This window comes from Bradyrhizobium sp. USDA 4474 (genome assembly GCF_054057515.1).
On sequence record NZ_JBSRZJ010000002.1, the window covers coordinates 6,614,597 to 6,634,514 of the forward strand.

General features: G+C 64.5%; 19 protein-coding genes and 1 pseudogene. 15 read left to right on the forward strand and 5 right to left on the reverse strand.

Annotated features, from left to right (window positions below):
• Window positions 1-19: 19 nt before the first annotated feature.
• From ACVW16_RS32585 to ACVW16_RS32605, 5 genes are all read left to right on the forward strand, one after another.
• A complete protein-coding gene (locus tag ACVW16_RS32585) occupies window positions 20-1,222 on the forward strand; it encodes an ABC transporter substrate-binding protein (protein WP_456734830.1) in 1,203 nt (400 codons plus the stop codon).
• A 160-nt stretch (window positions 1,223-1,382) separates the two neighbouring features.
• Window positions 1,383-3,272, forward strand: coding sequence for an ABC transporter permease (locus ACVW16_RS32590; protein ID WP_456734831.1), 1,890 nt, complete (start codon window positions 1,383-1,385; stop codon window positions 3,270-3,272).
• A complete protein-coding gene (locus tag ACVW16_RS32595) occupies window positions 3,269-4,060 on the forward strand; it encodes an ABC transporter ATP-binding protein (protein ID WP_456703075.1) in 792 nt (263 codons plus the stop codon). Before ACVW16_RS32590 ends, ACVW16_RS32595 begins: the two co-directional genes overlap by 4 nt.
• Window positions 4,057-4,761 (forward strand): ABC transporter ATP-binding protein, encoded by a 705-nt coding sequence (locus tag ACVW16_RS32600; RefSeq protein ID WP_456703076.1) that lies wholly within the window; start codon window positions 4,057-4,059, stop codon window positions 4,759-4,761. Before ACVW16_RS32595 ends, ACVW16_RS32600 begins: the two co-directional genes overlap by 4 nt.
• A 14-nt stretch (window positions 4,762-4,775) precedes the next feature.
• On the forward strand, window positions 4,776-5,231 hold the full coding sequence (locus tag ACVW16_RS32605) for a MarR family winged helix-turn-helix transcriptional regulator (RefSeq protein WP_456703077.1): 456 nt from the start codon (window positions 4,776-4,778) through the stop codon (window positions 5,229-5,231).
• Between the two features lie 141 nt (window positions 5,232-5,372).
• On the opposite strand, the gene ACVW16_RS32610 is transcribed toward ACVW16_RS32605, so the two are convergent.
• Entirely contained in the window at window positions 5,373-6,569 is a 1,197-nt protein-coding gene (locus ACVW16_RS32610) for an amidohydrolase family protein (RefSeq protein WP_456734832.1), read from the reverse strand.
• Window positions 6,570-6,726: 157 nt separating this feature from the next.
• Between ACVW16_RS32610 and ACVW16_RS32615 the strand changes: the two genes are divergently transcribed.
• The 3 genes from ACVW16_RS32615 (at window position 6,727) to ACVW16_RS32625 (ending at window position 9,330) form a co-directional block, all read left to right on the forward strand.
• Complete coding sequence (locus tag ACVW16_RS32615) at window positions 6,727-7,500, forward strand: ferredoxin--NADP reductase (RefSeq protein WP_456734833.1); 774 nt, start codon at window positions 6,727-6,729, stop codon at window positions 7,498-7,500.
• 94 nt (window positions 7,501-7,594) lie between these two features.
• Window positions 7,595-7,921, forward strand: coding sequence for a hypothetical protein (locus tag ACVW16_RS32620; protein ID WP_456703080.1), 327 nt, complete (start codon window positions 7,595-7,597; stop codon window positions 7,919-7,921).
• Between the two features lie 92 nt (window positions 7,922-8,013).
• On the forward strand, window positions 8,014-9,330 hold the full coding sequence (locus tag ACVW16_RS32625; protein ID WP_456738518.1) for a cytochrome P450: 1,317 nt from the start codon (window positions 8,014-8,016) through the stop codon (window positions 9,328-9,330).
• On the opposite strand, the gene ACVW16_RS32630 is transcribed toward ACVW16_RS32625, so the two are convergent.
• The gene (locus ACVW16_RS32630; RefSeq protein ID WP_456734835.1) at window positions 9,231-10,481 is read right to left on the reverse strand and encodes a DUF763 domain-containing protein; all 1,251 of its coding nucleotides are present in this window, start codon (window positions 10,479-10,481) and stop codon (window positions 9,231-9,233) included. The two genes, ACVW16_RS32625 and ACVW16_RS32630, sit on opposite strands and share 100 nt — an antisense overlap.
• A 124-nt stretch (window positions 10,482-10,605) precedes the next feature.
• Here ACVW16_RS32630 and ACVW16_RS32635 point away from each other — a divergent pair.
• The 7 genes and pseudogenes from ACVW16_RS32635 to ACVW16_RS32665 all read left to right on the forward strand — a co-directional run bounded on the left by ACVW16_RS32635 (window position 10,606) and on the right by ACVW16_RS32665 (window position 16,739).
• Window positions 10,606-11,756: pseudogene (locus ACVW16_RS32635) on the forward strand (mechanosensitive ion channel family protein).
• A gap of 81 nt (window positions 11,757-11,837) precedes the next feature.
• Window positions 11,838-12,548: a TetR/AcrR family transcriptional regulator gene (locus tag ACVW16_RS32640; RefSeq protein ID WP_456703083.1), complete on the forward strand. Its 711-nt coding sequence runs from the start codon at window positions 11,838-11,840 to the stop codon at window positions 12,546-12,548.
• 29 nt (window positions 12,549-12,577) lie between these two features.
• On the forward strand, window positions 12,578-13,462 hold the full coding sequence (locus tag ACVW16_RS32645; RefSeq protein WP_456734836.1) for an amidohydrolase family protein: 885 nt from the start codon (window positions 12,578-12,580) through the stop codon (window positions 13,460-13,462).
• An 81-nt stretch (window positions 13,463-13,543) separates the two neighbouring features.
• A complete protein-coding gene (locus ACVW16_RS32650) occupies window positions 13,544-14,257 on the forward strand; it encodes a PIG-L deacetylase family protein (RefSeq protein WP_092230322.1) in 714 nt (237 codons plus the stop codon).
• Window positions 14,254-14,937 carry a 4-carboxy-4-hydroxy-2-oxoadipate aldolase/oxaloacetate decarboxylase gene (locus ACVW16_RS32655; protein ID WP_456738519.1) on the forward strand — a complete coding sequence of 228 codons (684 nt, stop codon included), beginning with the start codon at window positions 14,254-14,256 and terminating at the stop codon, window positions 14,935-14,937. Before ACVW16_RS32650 ends, ACVW16_RS32655 begins: the two co-directional genes overlap by 4 nt.
• Window positions 14,938-14,955: 18 nt before the next feature.
• Complete coding sequence (locus ACVW16_RS32660) at window positions 14,956-15,825, forward strand: ABC transporter substrate-binding protein (RefSeq protein WP_456734837.1); 870 nt, start codon at window positions 14,956-14,958, stop codon at window positions 15,823-15,825.
• Window positions 15,825-16,739: a DUF1932 domain-containing protein gene (locus tag ACVW16_RS32665; RefSeq protein ID WP_456734838.1), complete on the forward strand. Its 915-nt coding sequence runs from the start codon at window positions 15,825-15,827 to the stop codon at window positions 16,737-16,739. The genes ACVW16_RS32660 and ACVW16_RS32665 overlap by 1 nt, the downstream gene beginning before the upstream one ends.
• A gap of 37 nt (window positions 16,740-16,776) precedes the next feature.
• Here ACVW16_RS32665 and ACVW16_RS32670 read toward each other — a convergent pair whose 3' ends face one another.
• The 3 genes from ACVW16_RS32670 to ACVW16_RS32680 form a co-directional block, all read right to left on the reverse strand.
• Complete coding sequence (locus ACVW16_RS32670) at window positions 16,777-17,067, reverse strand: hypothetical protein (RefSeq protein WP_456734839.1); 291 nt, start codon at window positions 17,065-17,067, stop codon at window positions 16,777-16,779.
• A gap of 157 nt (window positions 17,068-17,224) precedes the next feature.
• A complete protein-coding gene (locus ACVW16_RS32675; protein WP_456734840.1) occupies window positions 17,225-18,430 on the reverse strand; it encodes an amidohydrolase family protein in 1,206 nt (401 codons plus the stop codon).
• A 48-nt stretch (window positions 18,431-18,478) separates the two neighbouring features.
• Entirely contained in the window at window positions 18,479-19,720 is a 1,242-nt protein-coding gene (locus ACVW16_RS32680; protein WP_456734841.1) for an amidohydrolase family protein, read from the reverse strand.
• Window positions 19,721-19,918 lie beyond the last annotated feature (198 nt).

The following is a 19,918-nucleotide window of genomic DNA, read 5'->3' on the forward strand; positions in this document are numbered from 1 at the left end:
TCCAGAACTGGAGGTTGGGATGCGAGCAAGAAATTATTTTGTCGGCGCGGCCTTTGCGCTTTTGGCTGCCGGCATGGGCCATTCGGCGCTGGCAGAGGACATCAAGATCGGCGAGATCAACAGCTACTCGCTGCTGCCATCCTTCACCGAGCCCTATCGCAAGGGCTGGCAGCTCGCGGTCGAAGAGATCAACGCAGCAGGCGGCGTCAACGGCAAGAAGCTCGTCGTCATCTCCAAGGACGACGGCGGCAAGCCGGCCGATGCGCAGACCGCGGCCAATGAACTCGTCTCCAGTGAAGGCGTGGTGATGCTGACGGGCACGTTCCTGTCCAACATCGGCCTCGCCGTCAGCGACTTCGCCAACCAGAAGAAGGTGTTCTTCCTCGCAGCCGAGCCGCTGACGGACGCGGTGACCTGGGCGAAGGGCAACAAGTACACGTTCCGCCTGCGGCCCTCCAACTACATGCAGGCCGCAATGCTGGTCGAAGCCGCCTCCAAGCTGCCGGCGAAGCGCTGGGCGACGATCGCGCCGAACTACGAATACGGCCAGTCCGCGGTCGCCGTGTTCAAGAAGCTGATGTCGGAGAAGCGCCCTGACATCCAGTGGGTCGACGAGCAGTGGCCGCCGCAGGGCAAGATCGATGCGGGTCCGGTGGTGCAGGCGGTGGCGCAGGCCAATCCGGAAGCCATCCTCAACGTTACCTTCGGCCCCGACCTCGTCAAGCTCGTGCGCGAAGGCAATACCCGCGGCCTGTTCAAGGGGCGCGAGGTCGTGTCCTTCCTGACCGGCGAGCCCGAATATCTCGATCCGCTCAAGGACGAGACGCCCGAGGGCTGGATCGTCACCGGCTATCCCTGGTACTCGATCAAGACACCCGAGCATGAGGCGTTCCTGAAGGCCTATCAGGCCAAGTACAACGATTATCCGCGCCTCGGCTCGATCGTCGGCTACCAGACCATCAAGGCGGCCGCTGCGATCATCGCCAAGGCCGGATCGACCGATACCGACAAGATGATCGCAGCCGCAGAAGGCATTTCGATGCCGTCGCCGTTCGGCGAGATCACCTTCCGCAAGATCGACCACCAATCGACCTTAGGAGCCTTCGTCGGCAAGACCGCGCAGAAGGACGGCAAGGGCGTGATGGTGGACGCGACCTACAAGAAGGGCTCGGACTATCTGCCCAGCGACGCCGAAGTCGAGAAGCTGCGGCCGAAGGATTAAGAGCCATTCGAACGCTGCTGCCGTAGGGTGGGTTAGCCGAAGGCGTAACCCACCGTCTTCGGTGCCACACGCGAAGAGGCGGCGGGTTACGCTTCGCTAACCCGCCCGACAAGGTCCGCGCTCGCCGCGGAATCGCACCAAGACCCAACCCGGACCGCCGATGGCATTTTACGTCGTACAGTTTCTGACCGGTCTCGCCAGCGCAGCGTCGCTGTTCCTGGTGGCGTCGGGCCTGTCGATCATCTTTGGCGTGACGCGGATCGTGAATTTCGCGCATGGCGCCTTCTACATGATCGGCGCCTACATCGCCTTCACGCTGACCGAGCGCTTCTCCGGCGCGTTCGGCTTCTGGGGCGGCGTCGTGCTGGCGGCGCTGGCCGTGGCGCTGATCGGCGTCCTCGTCGAGATGGTGTTGCTGCGGCGGATCTATCACGCGCCCGAACTGTTCCAACTGCTCGGCACCTTCGGTCTCACGCTGATGGTCGAGGATCTCGTGGTGCTGGTCTGGGGGCCCGACGATCTCGTCGGCCGCCGCGCGCCGGGCTTCAGGGGTGCGGTCGATTTCTTCGGCCAGAGCATCCCGAGCTACGACCTGTTCCTGATCGTGCTCGGGCCCGTCGTGCTCGGCATCCTCTGGCTGCTGTTCCAGCGCACGCGCTGGGGCGTGCTGGTGCGGGCCGCAACGCAGGACCGCGACATGGTCGCGGCGCTCGGCGTGAACCAGAAATGGCTGTTCACGTCGGTGTTCGCGGTCGGCGTCTTCCTTGCCGCGCTCGGCGGCGCCCTCCAGATCCCGCGTGATGCCGTGCACCACGCGATGGATCTGCGCATCATCGTCGAAGTGTTCGTCGTCGTCGTGATCGGCGGCCTCGGCAGCATCGTCGGCGCCTTCGTCGCGGCGGTGCTGGTCTCCGAGCTGAACGCCTTCGGCATCCTGATCTTTCCAAAGATTTCCATCATCCTGGTCTTCCTGGTGATGGCGGTGGTGCTGATCGTCCGCCCGTGGGGCCTGTTCGGCAAGCCGGAGGCGGCGGCACGCAAGACGCCGGGGTTGTCGGTCAATCCCTGGCGGCCACTGACGTCGAACGAGCGGCTGGCCGCGCTCGCGGCTCTCGTTGTCGCGGCGATGCTGCCGCTGGTCGCCGGCAACTACGCGCTGACCGTCGGCTCGGAGATCGCGATCTTCGTGATCTTCGCCGTCAGCCTGCACTTCCTGATGTCGGTCGGCGGGCTCGCCTCGTTCGGACACGCCGCCTATTTCGGCCTCGGCGCCTACGGCGTCGCCTTCCTGGCCAAGATGGCCGGGCTGCCGATGGTCGTGTGCCTGTTGCTCGGGCCGCTGCTGGGCTGCATGGGAGCCGCCGTATTCGGCTTCTTCGCCGTGCAGCTCTCCGGCGTTTATTTCGCGATGCTGACGCTCGCTTTCGCCCAGATCGTCTGGTCGATCGCCTTCCAGTGGGTGAGCGTGACAGGCGGAGACAACGGAATTCTGGGCGTCTGGCCGGAGAAATGGGCGGCAAGCCCGTCGCATTTCTATTGGCTCGCGCTCGGTGTCGCGGCGCTCGTGACGATCGCGCTACGGGTCATGGTGTTCTCCCCGTTCGGCTATGCGCTCCGTGCCACGCGTGACTCCGTGCTGCGCAGCGCGGCTGTCGGCATCAACGCCAAGCGCATCCAGTGGACCGCCTTCGTCATCGCGGGCACCACCGCCGGCATCGGCGGCGCGCTGTTCGCGTATCTGAAGGGCAGCGTCTTCCCTGACAATCTCGGCATCTCGCTCTCGGTCGATGCGCTGGTCATGGTGCTGCTCGGCGGCGTCGAGACTGTCTCGGGCGGCGTGATCGGCGCGATCGTCTACAAGGCCTTGAACATCTGGCTCGTCAGCCAGACCGATCTGTCGAAACTCGTGCTCGGCGGCTTCATCGTGCTGATCGTCGTCGTCTTCCCCAAGGGCATCGTCGGCATGCTGGAGATTTTGGCGCAGCGTCGCAGGAAGTCCTCGCCGCCCGGATCATCTTTGCTTGCCAAGCCGATCGAGTCCGCCGAATGAGCGTCGCACCCCCACTTCTCGAGGTCGAAGGTCTGACCAAATCCTACGGCGGCATCCACGCCGTGCGTGGCGTCTCGTTTTCGCTGCGACCAGGCGAAATCCTGGCGCTGATCGGCCCGAACGGCGCGGGCAAGAGCACCTGCTTCGACATGCTCAACGGCCAGAACCGTCCCGATGCCGGTCATGTTCGCCTGCTCGGCGAAGAGACCACCGGCAAGAAGCCGCGCGAAATCTGGCGGCTCGGCGTCGGACGCACCTTCCAGATCACCGCAACCTTCGCCACCATGACGGTGCGCGAGAACGTGCAGGTCGCGCTGATCTCGCATGGCAAGCAGCTGTTCAATCTCTGGGGCTCGGCGCCGCGCTTCGACCGCGGCGAGGCCGTGCGCCTGCTCGAGCTCGTCGGCATGGGCGGCTACGCCGATCGTCCGTGCGGCGAGCTGGCCTATGGCGACCTCAAGCGGCTCGAGCTCGCCGTTGCGCTCGCCAATGAGCCGAGGCTTCTGCTGATGGATGAACCGACCGCAGGCATGGCGCCGCGCGAGCGGGTCGAGCTGATGCGGCTCACGGCGCAGATCGCGAAGGAAAAGTCCATCGGTGTACTCTTCACCGAGCACGACATGGACGTGGTGTTCGAGCATGCCGATCGCATCATCGTGCTCAATCGCGGCACGCTGATCGCCGAGGGCTCGCCGGCCGAGGTGCGCGGCAACCCGCAGGTGCAGGCGATCTATCTCGGCGAGGGGCTGCTTTACGAAGGCGGGCATCGCGAAGGGGCCTCGGCATGAAGCTGACTGTCGAGGGGCTCAACAGCCATTACGGCCCGGCGCATATCCTGTTCGACATCGGCTTCGAGGTCGGCGAGGGCGAGGTGGTGGCGTTGCTCGGCCGCAACGGCGCCGGCAAGTCGACCACTTTCCGCTCGATCGTCGGCCTGGTCGCACAGCGCACCGGCCGCATCATGTTCGAGGGCAAGGACGTTTCGGCGTGCCCCACGCACGAGATCGTGCGTGAGGGTCTCGGCTACGTGCCGGAGGAACGGCGCATCTTCACGGATTTGACCGTGGAGGAGAATCTGGAGGTCGGCCGCCAGCCCAAGCGAGCGAATGCGCCGTACTGGACGCGCGAAAAGCTGTTCACGCTGTTTCCCAATCTCGGCGAGATGAAGGGGCGTCCCGGCGGCCGCATGAGTGGTGGCGAGCAGCAGATGCTGACCATCGCGCGCACGCTGATGGGCAATCCGTCGCTGGTGCTGCTCGACGAGCCCTCGGAGGGCCTGTCGCCGAAGATCGTGGAGCAGATGGTCGATGCCATCCTGACCATGAAGAAGGAGGGCGTCAGCATCGTCGTCTCCGAGCAGAACCTGCACTTCGCGCGGTTGATCTCCGATCGCGCCTACATCATCGAGCGCGGCCGCATCTGTTTTGGCGGGACGATGGCCGAGCTTGACGCGCGTCCGGATATCCGCGACGCGCATCTGTCGTTGTGAGGGGCGGGGCAGCAATGGCAAGAAGCGTCACGGCGAAGAAGAGCCTCAAGCAGGGCAAGCCGCCTTATGTGCTCGACGAGCAGGTCGGCTTCATTCTGCGCCAGGTCTGGCAGCGCCACAGCTCGATCTTCTCGCGCGACATCGGCACCAACCTGACGCCGACGCAGTGGGCCGCGCTGTCGAGGCTCGCCGAAACGGGACCGTGCTCGCAGAACCAGCTAGGGCGTCTCACGGCGATGGACGTCGCCACCATCAAGGGCGTGATCGATCGCCTCACGGCGCGCGGACTGACTGAGACCAGCCAGGATCCCGAGGACGGCCGGCGGCTGCTGGTGAGCCTGACGCGCGCCGGTCAGCAGCTGTCGGAAAAGCTCGCGCCCAATGCGATTGCGATCACGCGGGAGACGCTGGCGCCGCTCGATGCCAAGGAGCGCGAGCTGCTGATGGGGCTGTTGAATAAGCTGAGGTGACGGTCTCGTAGGGTGGGGTAGCCGCAGGCGTAACCCACCATGCTTCAGCGAATGCTGAACGATGTTGGTGGGTTACGCCTTGCGGTCTGCGCTTCGCACAGCCCACAAGGCTAACCCACCCTACGGCACCATTTTCCTGGCTTACTTCCCCACCACCTCCGGCACCCGGCCCGCCGGCGGCGTGTTGCGGCTGCGCTGGGTCCGCACGATGCCGTCGATGATGGTCATGCCGATGCCGGGGAGGTCGCCGAGCTGGACGCTCTCGAGGATGTTCTTGCCGGGCGAGTGCTGCGCCTTGTCCATGATGACGAAATCGGCGGAGCGGCCCACTTCAATGAGGCCGCAATCGAGCTGCCGCATCCGCGCGGTGTTGCCGGTAGCAAGGCAGAACGCGATCTCAGCCGGCAAATCGCCGAGCGAGGACAGCATCGAAACCATGCGCAGGATGCCGAGCGGCTGCACGCCGGAGCCGGCGGGCGCGTCGGTGCCGAGGATGACGCGATGCAGATCGCCCATCTCGCGCGCGGTGCGCAGCGTGAACAGGGCCGAGCGCTCATTGCCGTTATGCACGAGCTCGAGACCCCGCTTGCAGCCCTCGCAGATGCAGCGGATCTCGTCGTCGGGCAGCGCGGTGTGACCGCCATTGATGTGGCCGACCACGTCGGTGTCGGCTTCCAGCACCACGTCTTTGTCGATCAGGCCGGAGCCGGGGATCGAGGGGCCGCCGGTGTGGATCGTGCTCTGGATGCCGTATTTGCGGGCCCAGCCGACCATCCTGCGCGCGGTCGGGCCGTCCTTGACGCCGCCGAGGCCGACTTCGCCGAGCAGCTTGACGCCGGCTGCGGCGAGCTCCTTGAAATCCTCCTCGACCATCTCGCATTCGATCACGGGTGCGCCGGCGTGAACCTTCACGCCGCCGGGCCGCAAATTCCAGAAGGCGCGCTGGGCGAAGATGGCCATGGCCTTCAGCCCGACGACGTCGCGCGGGCGGCCGGGCATGTGCACTTCGCCGGCGGAGATCATGGTGGTGACGCCGCCATGCAGATTGCTGTCGATCCAGCCGATCTGGTTCTGGCGCGGCGTCCAGTCGCCGGCGACAGGATGGACGTGGCTGTCGATCAGGCCGGGCGCCACCGTGGTGCCGTTGGCCTCTACGATCGTGGTCGCGCCTTCAGTGTCGAGGTCCTTGAAGCGGCCGATCGCGGTGATCTTGCCGTTCTCGGCGACGATGGTGTCACCATCCAGGATCGGCTTTTCCATCGCGCCGGACAGGATCAGGCCGATATTGCGGATCACGAGCTTCGAGGGTCCGGTGGCCTGGGGTGCGTCATGCGCCATGGAAGGGGTCCTTATTCCTAACTGCAACGCTCTCGATCTTGGGCAGCCTTGACCGCGGGATCAAGCAGGATTATTCATTTGTATACGAATGATCGTATACGAACGACGCATAGCTGCCCGCCTCGAACATCGCAGATGACGCGCCAGGGAAGGTGAGATGAGCAATTTCAATCAGGAAAGCGTTTTGAGCGTCCACCACTGGACCGACACGCTGTTCTCCTTCAAGACCACCCGCAGCCCGACCTTCCGCTTCCGCAACGGCGAGTTCACCATGATCGGGCTCAAGGTCGGCGAGAAGCCGCTGCTGCGGGCCTACAGCGTCGCCAGCGCCAACTACGAGGACACCCTCGAGTTCTTCTCGATCAAGGTGCCGGACGGCCCGCTGACCTCGCGGCTCCAGCACCTGAAGCAGGGCGACGAGATCATCGTCAGCCGCAAGGCCACCGGCACCCTTGTCATCGACAATCTGGAGGACGGGCGCAACCTCTACCTCATCGGTACCGGCACCGGACTCGCGCCGTTCCTCAGCGTGATCAAGGACCCCGAGACCTACGAGCGGTTCGAGAAGGTCGTGCTGCTGCACGGCTGCCGCCATGTAAGGGAACTCGCCTATGGCGAGATGATCACCGAGCATTTGCCCAAGGACGAGATGCTCGGCGAGTACATCCAGAACCAGCTGATCTACTATCCGACCGTGACGCGCGATCCCTTCCGCAACCGCGGCCGCATCACCGACCTGATCACGTCAGGCAAATTGTTCAGCGATATCGGCCTGCCGGCGCTCGAAGCGGCCCACGACCGCGTCATGATCTGCGGCAGCCCGGCGCTGGTGGCCGACACCCGCGTGCTCCTCGGCGAGCGCGGGTTCGTCGAGGGCAATCATGGCGAGCCGGCCCAGTTCGTGGTCGAAAAGGCCTTTGCCGAGCGCTGAGCCTCGAATAGACCGTATTTTCGCCGCGGCGTGGGCGTTGCCCCGCCGATTCGGCCCTTGATAAACTGTGGGAGCGAATCAGCGGAGTTCCCACATGGTTGCGGACAGCGACAGCAACATCGCCTGGCACCGGGTTCAGTTGAAGAAAAACCGCGCCGAGTTGAAGGCGCTGGAGACCGCGCGCTTCACGATGGGCGAGATCGCGTCCTCGAAGCGGAACGGCCAGACCCAGAAGGCGATCGCGGAACTGAAACGCAAGATCGCGCAGTCCGAGCGTGTGATCGCCGATCACGACAAGCGCACGCGCCGTCCGCTCGGTACCGATCTGCAAAGTCTGAGCAATGGCAGCTGGAGCCATTGGGATGCCTACACCAGCCAGCGGCAGCGCAAGGCCGGCCCGCGCACGCCAGGGCGCGGTTAGTCCAGTTGCGCGAGGAGGGTTGGTTCCGGCCCTTGCACCTGCGGCATCGCACACCATCTGGTTGAAGCGCCAGCAACCTGTCCGGTGATCCCATGGTACCGCGCCTCGATTTCACCAGCGAGGCCTTCTTTCGCGATCCGCCAAAGGCCATTGCGGCCCTGCGGGCGCAAGGGCCCGTGGTCGCCACGCGTTTTCCCCTCGTCGGCGACGTCTGGATCACGACCACTCACGACGCCGCCGCACAGGTGCTCAAGGACAGCGCGGTTTTTACGCTGCGCAAGGAAGATGGCGACGTGGCCGGCCTGCGCTGGTGGATGCCGGGCCTGGTCAGGACCATCGCCAACAACATGCTGACGATGGACGAGCCGGACCATACCCGGCTGCGGAACATCGTCGACGAAGCCTTTCGCCGCCGCGCCATCCTCGCGATGGAGCCGCGCATCCGCGACATCGCGGATGACCTTGCGGCGGAATTGTTCGCGGAAGGAAGCCCGGCCGATCTCGTGGAGCGCTATGCGCGCATCCTGCCGCTGTCTGTGATCTCCGAGCTGCTCGGCCTGCCCACGGCGGATCGCCCGCGCTTCATCGCCTGGGCCAATGCGATGTCCTCGCTGACGAACGTCGTCAGCTTCTTTCGCCTGCTGCTCGCGTTTCGCAAGATGCGGAACTATCTCCGAGAGCAGCTGCAAATCGCGCGCGAGCGAGGCGGCGAAGGCCTCATCGCAGAGTTGGTCCAGGTCGAACGCGAGGGCCGCGAGATCACGCCGGACGAAATGGTCTCGATGGTGTTCCTGCTGCTTGCGGCGGGCTCCGAGACCACCACGCATCTCATCAGTGGCTCGGTGTACGAGCTGCTCAGGAATCCGGGTCTGCGCGACTGGCTGGAACAGGACTGGAGCCGCGCCGGGCTCGCAGTGGAGGAGTTCTTGCGTTTCGTTTCGCCAGTGCAGTTTTCAAAACCGCGTTATGTGCGACAGAACGTCGAGCTCGAAGGCATGCGGCTGAAGAAGGGTGATCGCGTCATGGTGATGCTCGCGGCGGCGAACATGGATCCGGCGGTGCACGAGCAACCGGCGCGGCTCGATCTCGAACGCAAGCCCAACCGCCACATCTCGTTCGGCACGGGAATTCATTTCTGCCTCGGCCATCAACTGGCGCGGATCGAGGGGGCGTGTGCGCTCCAGGCGCTGTTGACGCGCTGGCCACGGCTCGGTCTCGCTGTCGATCCGTCTCAAATTCATTGGCGCAAGCGGCCGGGCCTCCGCGCGATCGCGAAATTGCCCGTTGTGGCCGATGCCGGTGAGCGGCGTCAGGTCGTCGATTTGCGCGATGCGACCAGATCTCGTTCCCAGCCGAACACGGAGCGGCCGTCGAGATCGGGCGAGGCTGCACGTTCGCCCTCGATGTAGGCCCCGACCGACGGGCCGCTTGCAGTGCGTTCAAGCCGCCGCGCCTGGTCGTCGAGACGTTTGATCGCTTGCATCTCTTCCTCGCGTCCGAGCTTGGCGCTCTGGATGGCGCCCTTCAGCACGCGGATGGTCTCGTCATAGACCTTGATCGGGACGGGGTAGGGATGCCGGTCCTTGCCGCCATGAGCGAGCGAGAAGCGCGCTGGATCGCTGAAACGATAGGGCGCGCCGTGCACGACCTCGGCGACCATCGCCAGGGAGCGCACGGTACGCGCGCCGACGCCGGGCGTCAGCAGCAGTTCGGGGAAGTCGACCGGCCCGCGCTCGGCAGCCGCCGCAAGCGTGCCGTGCAGGCGGCGCGCGAACACGTCCTTGGGCCTGACATCGTGATGTGCCGGCATGATCAGATGCGGCAGCATGGCCTGCGCGGGCTCGGGCGCCGTCCCGGAGAGCCGTTCGAATTCGGTGAGGATGCGATCGGGGCCGAACTCGGTGAGCAGCTCGAGTTGCGCGCTGCGCGAGACGTCGGCGCGATGGTCGGTCAGATTGACGATCTCGCCCTGCTGCGGGCCGTCGATCGCGCTGTGAGGTGCGTCGACAAAACTCTTCAGTGCCTCGGAATGCCAATGATAGCGCCGGGCCTGGCGCTTGTCGCCGTTCATGCCCTGCTGCACGACGGTCCACTTGCCCTCGGCGGTTACGAAGAAGCCGTGCAGATAAAGATCAAAACCGTCCTGCACCGCGGCGCTGTCGACTTTCGCCACGAGCCGCGAGGCGCGCGTGAGCTTCGCGCCATCGAAGCCGACGCGCTCACCGAGCTGCAACAGCTCGTCCGGCGTCTTGCGCGAATGCTGGCCGCGGCCGCCGCAGACATAGATCCCGAGCTCATCCTGGAGCGGGCCAAGCCCACGCTTCAGCGCGCCGATCACCGATGTCGTGATGCCCGAGGAGTGCCAATCCATCCCCATCACGGCGCCGAACGACTGGAACCAGAACGGATGCGACAGCCGCTGCATGAACTCATCGCGGCCGTAATGATGCACGATCGCCTGCGTGACGATCGCACCCAGCGAGGCCATGCGACTCGCGAGCCATGGCGGAACCCGCCCGGTGTGGAGAGGAAGATCGGCGCTGCCGGTACGTCTGGTCATGGTTGCCTCAAACTAGCGCAGTTCGGCGACGGTTGCACCAGAGGGATGCTGCGTTGCACTCAGCGGGCGGAGCGAAACCCGGCAGAATGCGTTGGCGAGGGCGAGTGCAATACCGGGGACATGAATGAACTGGCAGGCCCTCATGGCCGACATCGACAAGATGTTCGGGTGGATCCCATCATGGTTTATCGGTCTCGGCCTGGTCGCCGGAGCCATGCTGCTTGCGCTGTCGTTCTATCGGCTCGCCGCCTGGCTGCTCAACCGAGCCTTTGGAACCCGGCTTCCGCTCCTGAGCGTCTTCATCGAGCGCACTTCAGGGCCGGCGCAGCTCGCCGTGTGCCTTGCCGCCGTCGCGCTGATTCTGCCGCTTGCGCCGCTCGACGACGCGTTCCGCACCCCATTGACGCGCCTGTTCGTCGTCGCCTTCATCGCGCTGATCGGCTGGATATCGATTCGCGTCGTGGACATGAGTGCGGCGCGGTACTTGCAGAACTTTCGCGACGTCACCGAGAACTTCGTGGCGCGCAAGCACGTGACCCAAGTGCGCGTGTTCAAGCGCGTCACCGACATCATCATCGTCATCATCACGGTCTCGACCGCGCTGATGACGTTCGATTCGGTCAGGCAATATGGCGTCAGCCTGTTCGCCTCGGCTGGTGCCGCCGGTCTCATCGTCGGTCTTGCCGCGCGACCATTGCTCAGCAATCTGATCGCGGGCCTGCAGATCGCGATCACCCAGCCGATCCGGATCGAGGATGCCGTCATCATCGAGAACGAGTGGGGTGGGGCTGGGTTGAGGATATCGCCGCGACCTATGTCGTGATCCGGCTCTGGGACTGGCGCCGCATGGTGGTGCCACTGTCCTATTTCATCGAAAAGCCGTTTCAGAACTGGACCCGCGATACCGCGTCCCTGATAGGCGTCATCGCGCTTCATGTCGACTATCGCGCGGACGTGCCGCGTATCCGGCACTGGCTCGAGGGAGCCGTGAAAGAGTCGAAACTCTGGGATGGCGCGGTGGTCAACCTGCAGGTGATCGACGCGGATTCGCGCACCATCGAGCTGCGTGCGCTGGTCAGCGCACGCAATGCGCCGCAATCCTGGGACCTGCGCTGCGAAATGCGCGAGAAGCTGATCGCTTTCATCCGCGACGAGATGCCGGAAGCCCTGCCGCGCGAACGCGCCATCCTGATCCCGCAGGGCGGGCGCGACGATGATGAATTCCTGCGACGTGCTGGGTCGTCGGAGAGAATGAGGGCGCGTACGCACAATTGACCGGCGCGCGAGGCATCTTGCTGCCCGTGCCCGTGGTTCTTGTTGACGAGACCTGATCTTTTGTACGATAGTACAAATCAGATGTCACGCAAGCCCACCAGCAAGGATACGGCCCGCAAGCCGAACATGCGCGAGGCGATCCTCGCCGCGGCGGAGGAGTTGTTCGCCACCAACGGCTTCAACGCCGTTTCGGTCCGCGATATCGCTCAGGCAGCAGGGGCCAATCCCGGCAGCGTGACCTATCATTTCAAGACCAAGGACGGGCTGCTGCTGGAGATCTACCGGCGCCATTGCGGGCCGATGAACCTGCGCCGCTCCGAGCTGCTCGCGGCCGCCAAGCGCGTACGCGATCTCCAGGACCGGCTGGAAGCGATCGTGCGGGCCTATGTGGTGCCAGCCTTCACCTCGGGCAGCGATCTCGCCGGCGGCGGGGCGCGTTTCACGCGGCTGCGCGCCGTGATGTCGGCCGAGGGCAACGAAGTCGCGCGGAAAATCATCGCGCAGACGTTTGACGACACCAGCCACGCTTTCATCGACGCGATTCATGAGAGCCTGCCGCACATTCCGCGCACCGACATCGTCTGGCGCAGCCACTTCCTGCTCGGCGCACTCTATTACTCGCTGGTGACGCCGGATCGCGTCTCCCGGCTGTCGCGCGGCGAAGCCGACGGCGGCGATCCCGCCAATGCCATCGAGCAGTTGGTGCAGGCCACCGTCGCCGCGTTTCAGGCGCCGGCGCTGGATCAGGCCGCTCCGGCACGGCGGCGGGCGGTCGCAAGCAGCAAGGTCTGAAGAAGCATTCCCGTTCGGCGGTTGAAGTGATGACGATGTTGTACACGCCGACCATTCCGCCGCCGGATCGCGACACGCGGACACCCAAATTCAAGCTGCCGAAGCTGTCCTGCGATGCGCATTGCCACATCTTCGGGCCCGGCGCGAAATATCCATATTCGCCGGACCGATCCTACACGCCGCCGGATGCCCCGCTCGAAGACTTCAGGGTGTTGCATGCCAAGCTCGGCGTGGAACGTGCGGTCATCGTCAATGCCAGCGTCCACGGCACCGACAATACGGTGGCGCTCGACGCCATCGCGCAGAGCGACGGGGCCTATCGCGCGGTCGCCAATATCGACGACACCATCACCGAGCGCGGCTTGCGTGTGCTGCACGAGGGTGGCTTCCGCGGCTGTCGCTTCAATTTCGTGCGGCATCTCGGCGGGGTTCCCGACAAGCGCGTGTTCAACCGCATCATCGCGATGGTCGCACCGCTCGGCTGGCACATCGATCTGCATTTCGACGCGATCGATCTACCCGAATATGCGGGCATGCTGACAAGGCTGCCGCTGAGCTACACCATCGACCATATGGGACGGGTGAAGGCCGCCGAAGGACCCGACCAGCTTCCGTTCAGGATTTTGATCGAGCTGATGCAGCGCGATGAGAAGTGCTGGGTCAAGATCTGCGGCTCGGAGCGGGTGTCCTCGGCCGGCCCGCCGTTCGCCGACGCGGTGCCGTTCGCACGAAAAATCGTCGAGACAGCCCCTGACCGAGTCATCTGGGGCACCGACTGGCCGCACCCCAACGTGAAGATGATGCCGAACGACGGTGACCTCGTCGATCTCATTCCGCTGTTCGCACCGGAGGCGGAATATCGGCAGAAGATCCTGGTCGACAATCCCGCGCGCCTGTTCGAGTTCGATCGATGACCGCACGCGTGATCGACAAGCCGCAGCCGCTCGGCGACGACGCCTTTGTGATGCCGACGAACGAAAGAGGGGAGTAGTCCCATGAAAACAGGTCTCGTGATCACCGCCCATCCCGGCGATTTCGTCTGGCGCGCCGGGGGCGCCATCGCGCTGCATGCGAAGAAGGGCTATCGCATGAAGATCGTCTGCATGTCATTTGGCGAGCGCGGCGAGAGCCAGTTTGCCTGGAAGGAAAAGGGCGCAACGCTGGAGTCGGTCAAGGCCGGTCGCAAAGACGAGGCGGAGCGGGCGGCCAAGCTATTGGGTGCAGAGATCGAGTTCTTCGATTGCGGCGACTATCCGCTGAAGCTCACCGAGGCGCATTTCGACCGCATGGTCGACATCTACCGAGAGCTCAATCCGAGCTTCGTGCTGACGCACGCGCTGGAAGACCCCTATAATTTCGACCACCCGAATGCGGCGCATTTCGCGCAGGAGACCCGCGTGGTCGCGCAGGCGATGGGCCACAAGCCGGGCGCGCAGTATAAATATTCGGCGCCGCCGGTGTTCCTGTTCGAGCCGCACCAGCCCGAGCAGTGCAATTACAAGCCGGACCTGCTGCTCAAGATCGACGAGGTCTGGAAGCAAAAATACGAGGCATTCCAGATTCTCGCCGCGCAAAAGCATCTCTGGGGCTATTACGAGCGCGTCGCGCTCAATCGCGGCATCCAGGGCAGCCGCAACACCGGCGTGCCCATGACCTATGGCGAAGCCTATCAGCGCCTGTTCCCGACCGTCGCGGAGGAATTGGCATGAGGCCGGTCGTCGTTCGCAACATCGAGCGAGCCGATCCCGCCGGGATGGCGGAGTACGGCGTCTCGACCGTGCACGAGGCCTATGGCCGCCTCGGCCTGATGAAGCCATACTTGCGGCCTGTTTGGGCGGGGGCATCGATCGCCGGTCCCGCGGTGACCGTGCTCGCGCAGCCTGGCGACAACTGGATGATCCATGTCGCGGTCGAGCAGTGCCGGAAGGGCGATATCCTCGTCGTCGGCTGCACCACCGACAACACCGACGGCATGTTCGGCGAGCTGCTTGCAACCTCGCTCCAGGCGCGCGGCGTGCAGGGGCTGGTCATCGATGCCGGCTGCCGTGACGTCAAAGCGCTGCTCGAGATGAATTTTCCGGTGTGGTCGCGCGCGGTCTCAGCCAGGGGCACAGTGAAGGCCACGCTCGGTTCGGTCAACGTTCCCGTGGTTTGCGCCGGCGTCAATGTCGATCCCGGTGACATCATCGTCGCCGATGACGACGGTGTCGTCGTGGTCCCGAAGCGCTTTGCTGCTGCAGTCGCCGAGAAGGCGAGGCAGCGCAACGCGGACGAGAGCGGCAAGCGCGCGCGCCTCGCCTCGGGCGAGCTTGGCCTCGACATGTACAACATGCGCGACGCACTGGCGAAGGCCGGGCTCGTCTATGTCGATAGCCTCGAGGACGTCTGAAAAAAGTGGAGCGAGCGGATGGATCGTCTCAAGCTGAAGGCCGTGCTCGGCAATCACCCCCACGTCAAGGCGACGAAGAGCGGCGAGCTCCGCTCCGATCTGTTCGATCTCGAGTTCATCGAATACACGCCGACCAACACCGCGTTCAAACCGATGGTCCGCGAGCAGGCCTTCGACGTCTGCGAAATGGCGATCGTGACCTTTCTGATGGCCAAAGCTCATGGCAAGCCGCTCGTGCTGCTGCCGGCGACCATGCTTGGCCGCTTTCAGCATTCCTACGCGCTTTACAATCCGGCGCACGGCATGCTCGGGCCATCCGATCTCGAAGGCAAGCGCGTTGGTATCCGCTCGTTCACCACGACGACGGGCGCCTGGATCCGGGGCATTCTCGCCAACGACTACGGCGTCGACCTCGACAAGATCGAATGGGTGACGTTCGAGGACCCGCACGTCGCCGAATATGTCGACACCACCGAGCGCGCGCCGAAGGACAGGAAGGCATTGCAGATGCTGCTCGACGGCGAAGTGGATGCCGTGCTCGGCGAGACCTCCGATCATCACGGCCTGAAGTCGCTCTTTTCCGATCCGGTCGCGGAGGCCGCCAGATGGTATGCGCGCCGTGGCGTCGTGCCGGTCAACCATCTCGTGGTCGTGACCGAGCAGCTTGCACGATCACGCACTGACGTGGTCGCGGGCGTCTATGATCTGCTCAAGCGGAACAAGGCGCAGGCGGGACCTGCGGGGGCGCCCGACCTTTTGCCCTTCGGGATTGAAGCGAACAGGAAGCCGTTGGAGCTCATCGTCGACTACGCATTCCAGCAGGCGCTGATCCCGCGCCGCTATGCAGTCGGGGAGCTGTTCGATGCCAACATAGGAGGACTGGAGTGATGGCGGATCTGAAGCGCTGGCAGATCGGGCTGGTTGGCTATGGTGAGGTCGGCCGGATCCTGGCCGAGGATTTGCGCCAGCAGGACATCAAGGTCGCGGCTTTCGATATCAAGCTTGGCGGGGAGCAGGGCGCCGCGCTGAAGGAGCACGCGGCCAAATTTGGCGTGACGCTCGCCACCTCTCACGCCGAGCTGACGGCGAGATCCGACTTCATCATCTCAGCCGTGACGGCGAGCCAGGCCGTCCCAGTCGCAAAGGCGTGCGCGGCTGCGATCAACCACGGCACCTGGTTTCTGGATTTCAATTCGGCTTCGCCCGGCGCCAAACAACGCGCGGCAGCACTGATCGACGGTGCCGCGGGACGCTATGTCGAGGGCGCTGTGATGACGTCGGTGCCGCCTTACCGGATCAAGGTGCCGCTGCTGCTCGGCGGTGCGGGCGCGAGGGAGCTCGAGCCGCTGCTCAACGCGATCGGCTTTGCGGCGAAGGTCGCGAGCGACAAGCTCGGCGTGTCTTCGGCGGTGAAGATGTGCCGCAGCATCATGATCAAGGGCCTCGAGGCCATGGTGATCGAAAGTTTTACGACCGCACGCGCCTATGGCGTCGAGGATGCCGTGCTGGCATCGCTCGCGGAAACCTTTCCCGCCATCAACTGGGAGAAGCAGGGCGCCTATTTCTTCCAGCGCGTGATCGAGCACGGCCGCCGCCGCGCCGAGGAGGTCCGCGAAGTCGCCGAAACCGTGCGCGAGGCCGGGCTGACGCCGTGGTCAGCGCAGGGTACGGCCGAGCGTCAGGCCTGGGTCGCCGATCTCGCCGATGAAGGCGTGTTTGGGATGAAGGGTACCAAGGAATTTGCCCGGAGCGCCGACTGGCGCATCGAGGCGGATCGTATTCTGGCGAAGATCAAACATTGAACGCGCGGGCTCAGCTCAGGATTCTGGCGCTGTGCAGTTAGCCGGAGATTTCGTCGCGCGCGGCCTGGATCAAATCGATCAGGCTCTTGGCCCCGCGGACAACGTCCTTGGTGCGCTCAGTCCGGAATTCGGTCAGGATCATGCGAATGCACTTGTCGGCGGTATCGAGCGTGCGGAGCGCGCGAGCCATGTCATCCTGCGTGTGGATCGCCGCTATATCGAGGCCCGACAAAACTTCGCCGATGCCGTTCAATCGCTTGACGGCCGTCTCCCCGGGCGTGCTGGCCCGGATGGATTGATAATCAATGCTCCTGAATGCGCTGAACATATCCATAGCTTCCCCAGAGAACGCAGACGGTCAGGGCGCACGTCCTAGTATTGCTAGTGCGTCCCTTCCCGCAACGCGTGGAGCTACGGTCCGGGATTTTACTGGGCTCGGATTTGGAGAAGGATTGCCGGTGACTCGGGCCCGACACGTCGGGGGATCAGCGAGGTTTCCCGATCATCCTACCATTGGCCGCGACGAGCATACCTGCCTTGTACACAGCGCGGCCCTGCGGCACCGCGACCACGGCCTCGGGCACATGCTCCGCAGCCAGCGTCACGAAATCGGCCTTGGCGCCGACACGCAGACCGTAGCCTTCGAGGCGAAGAGCCTTGGCGCCTGATTCGGTGACGACATCGAATGCGACCCGGAGTTCCTCGTCGGTGTTGAAGCCCGAACGATAGCCGAGCGTCGTCGCCCGGCGCAGCATGTCGCCATCGCCATAGGGCCACCATGAATCGCGGATGTTGTCGTTGCCGCTGAACACGGTGACGCCGGCATCGCGCAGGACAAGGATCGGCGGGAATGCCCGGGCGCCCGGCGCATTGGTCATAATCGCGACGCCGGAGCGCGCGAGGGTTTCGGCGACACTCTTGAGGTGATCCACCGCGATATCGCCCAGGCCGTAAGCGTGGCTGACCGCGACATGGCCCTCCATGCCGAGCGCGCGCGTGCGCGCCGCGATCTGCTCGATCTCGAAGGCGCCCAACGAGCCCATGTCGTGCAGGTGGATATCGACATCGACGCCGTGCTTCCCGGCGACGCCAAACACCACATCCAGATGCTTCTCGACATCCCGGTCAAAGCTCGCAGGATCGAGGCCGCCGACGAGGTTCGCGCCGAGGCCGATGGCCTCATCCAGCAATTGCGGCGTGCCCGGGCTCGCCAGAATGCCGCTCTGCGGAAAGGCGACGAGCTGGATATCGATCAGGTCCCGATACTCCTCGCGCACACGCAAGATCGTCTCGAGCGATTTCAGCCCGACCGAGCCATCGACCATGACGTGGCTGCGCATTTGCGTTGAGCCATTGATGATGCAGAGATCGAGCTGGTTTCGGGCTCGCACGTCCATCGGCGCTGACAGGGCCATGTTCTGCGCCTGGAAGGCCACGCGTTCGCGTACGTCGAAGCCATTGGTGCACGGCCTGTGGGGACGCCAGGCGTCACCATAGAAGCTGGTGTCGAGATGGATGTGGCCCTCGACGAAACCGGGAACGACGAGAGCGTTGCCGAGATCAACAGTCTCGGCGTCGCCTGCGGGCGCATCAGCGGGCAGGAGCGCGGCGATACGACCGTCCTTGACCGCGATGTGGTGGCGCGCTCCGCCGTCGAAGCGTGCGTTCATGAAGAGTTTGTCGAAAGCCATCCGGTCGCTCCCCTTGGGTCGATGTGCAGCGCTCGTTGTGGGCGTCGTTCAGTTTCGCGGCTGAAGCAGCTTGGCCGGCAGCCGATCAAAGGTTTGCCGTCCGTTCTTGAAACCCATCAGGATATCGGGCAGCTCCGCGATGGCGAAACGGCTGTCCTTGATGTCGAGGACGACGAGATCGGCGCGCTTTCCGACCGCGATCCCGTAATCCCTGAGGTTCATGAGCCGCGCCGGCAGCTCGGTGACAAGATCGAGGCAGGCGTCGAAGTCGCCGACGGAGGCGTGGGCGACGTTGGCGTAAAAGTTCGCCATGCGCAGCAGCGACGCATCGCCGAACGGCGTGAAGGGATTGAGCACGTTGTTGGTCGCGACCGAGCAGACGACGCCGCCGCCCGCGAGCTTGTGGGCGAGCGTCAGTCCACGCGGCGCGTTGTGGGTGGCCTCACGCCCCATCAGATAGAGATCGGTGGCGGGCAGCACAGTGACGGCGATTCCGGCCCTCGCCAATTGCGCCGTGGCCGCCTTCAGCCGTTCCGGCGGCATGGCCGAAAGTTTGGTGACATGCCCGATCGCGACGCGTCCCTGATAATTGCGCTGCTCGGTCTGCCTGATGACTTCGTCGAGATGCGACCAGGAGGGATCGAGATCGAAGTCGAGATGGAGGTCGACGTCGAGGTCGAATTGCTCGGCGAGATCGAAGATGCGCGCGAGATGCACGTTCGGGGCGGGGTCGGTATAGGGGCAGCCGCCGATCGCGTCGGCGCCCTGGCGCAGGGCCTGGATCAGCAGCTCCTCCGCGCCAGGATCATTGGTTAGGCCCTCTTGTGGAAAAACGCAGAGCGAGAGATCGATGGCCCAGGCATAGTCGCGCTTGAGCGCCTTGACCGCCTCGAAGCTGCGCAAGCCGATGCGCGGGTCAATTTCGACATGGGTGCGCATCCGGGTCGTGCCGTGCACGATGGCGCGTTCGAGCACCTTGGCGCCGCGGGCATAGACATCGTCGATGTCGAAATCCCGCTTCATCGCCGAGACGGCACGGATGGCATCGCCGAGCGTGCCGTGGATGTGCCCGCAGCGTTCGAGCAGGCAGGCCTTGTCGAGATGGATGTGGGTGTCGACGAAGCCTGGGAGTGCCAGCCGTCCTCCGACATCGATCTCGATGGCTTCGCAGGCGAGCCGGGGTTCGATCGCGGTGATGCGTCCGCCTTTCACACCGAGATCGACAGGTGTCACGGATGATCGCAACAGGGCGTTGCGGAAGATCAGGTCAAAGGCGGTCTGGGCGGTCATGGCAGAGAATCTTGGGGTGGGCTCGTAGGGCTCGGCGACGGGGCGCCAGGACAGCAATGTAACTGAGATGGAGGGTCAGCCGCCACATCGAAAGCGGCGATAGCTGATGAACGGAGGCTGGTCTGGCGGTTGGCGCGCGCCTGCGCTATCAACCGATCGGTGGCGCCCGGCATGGAGGCGCAACCGCTTTCAGGAGCC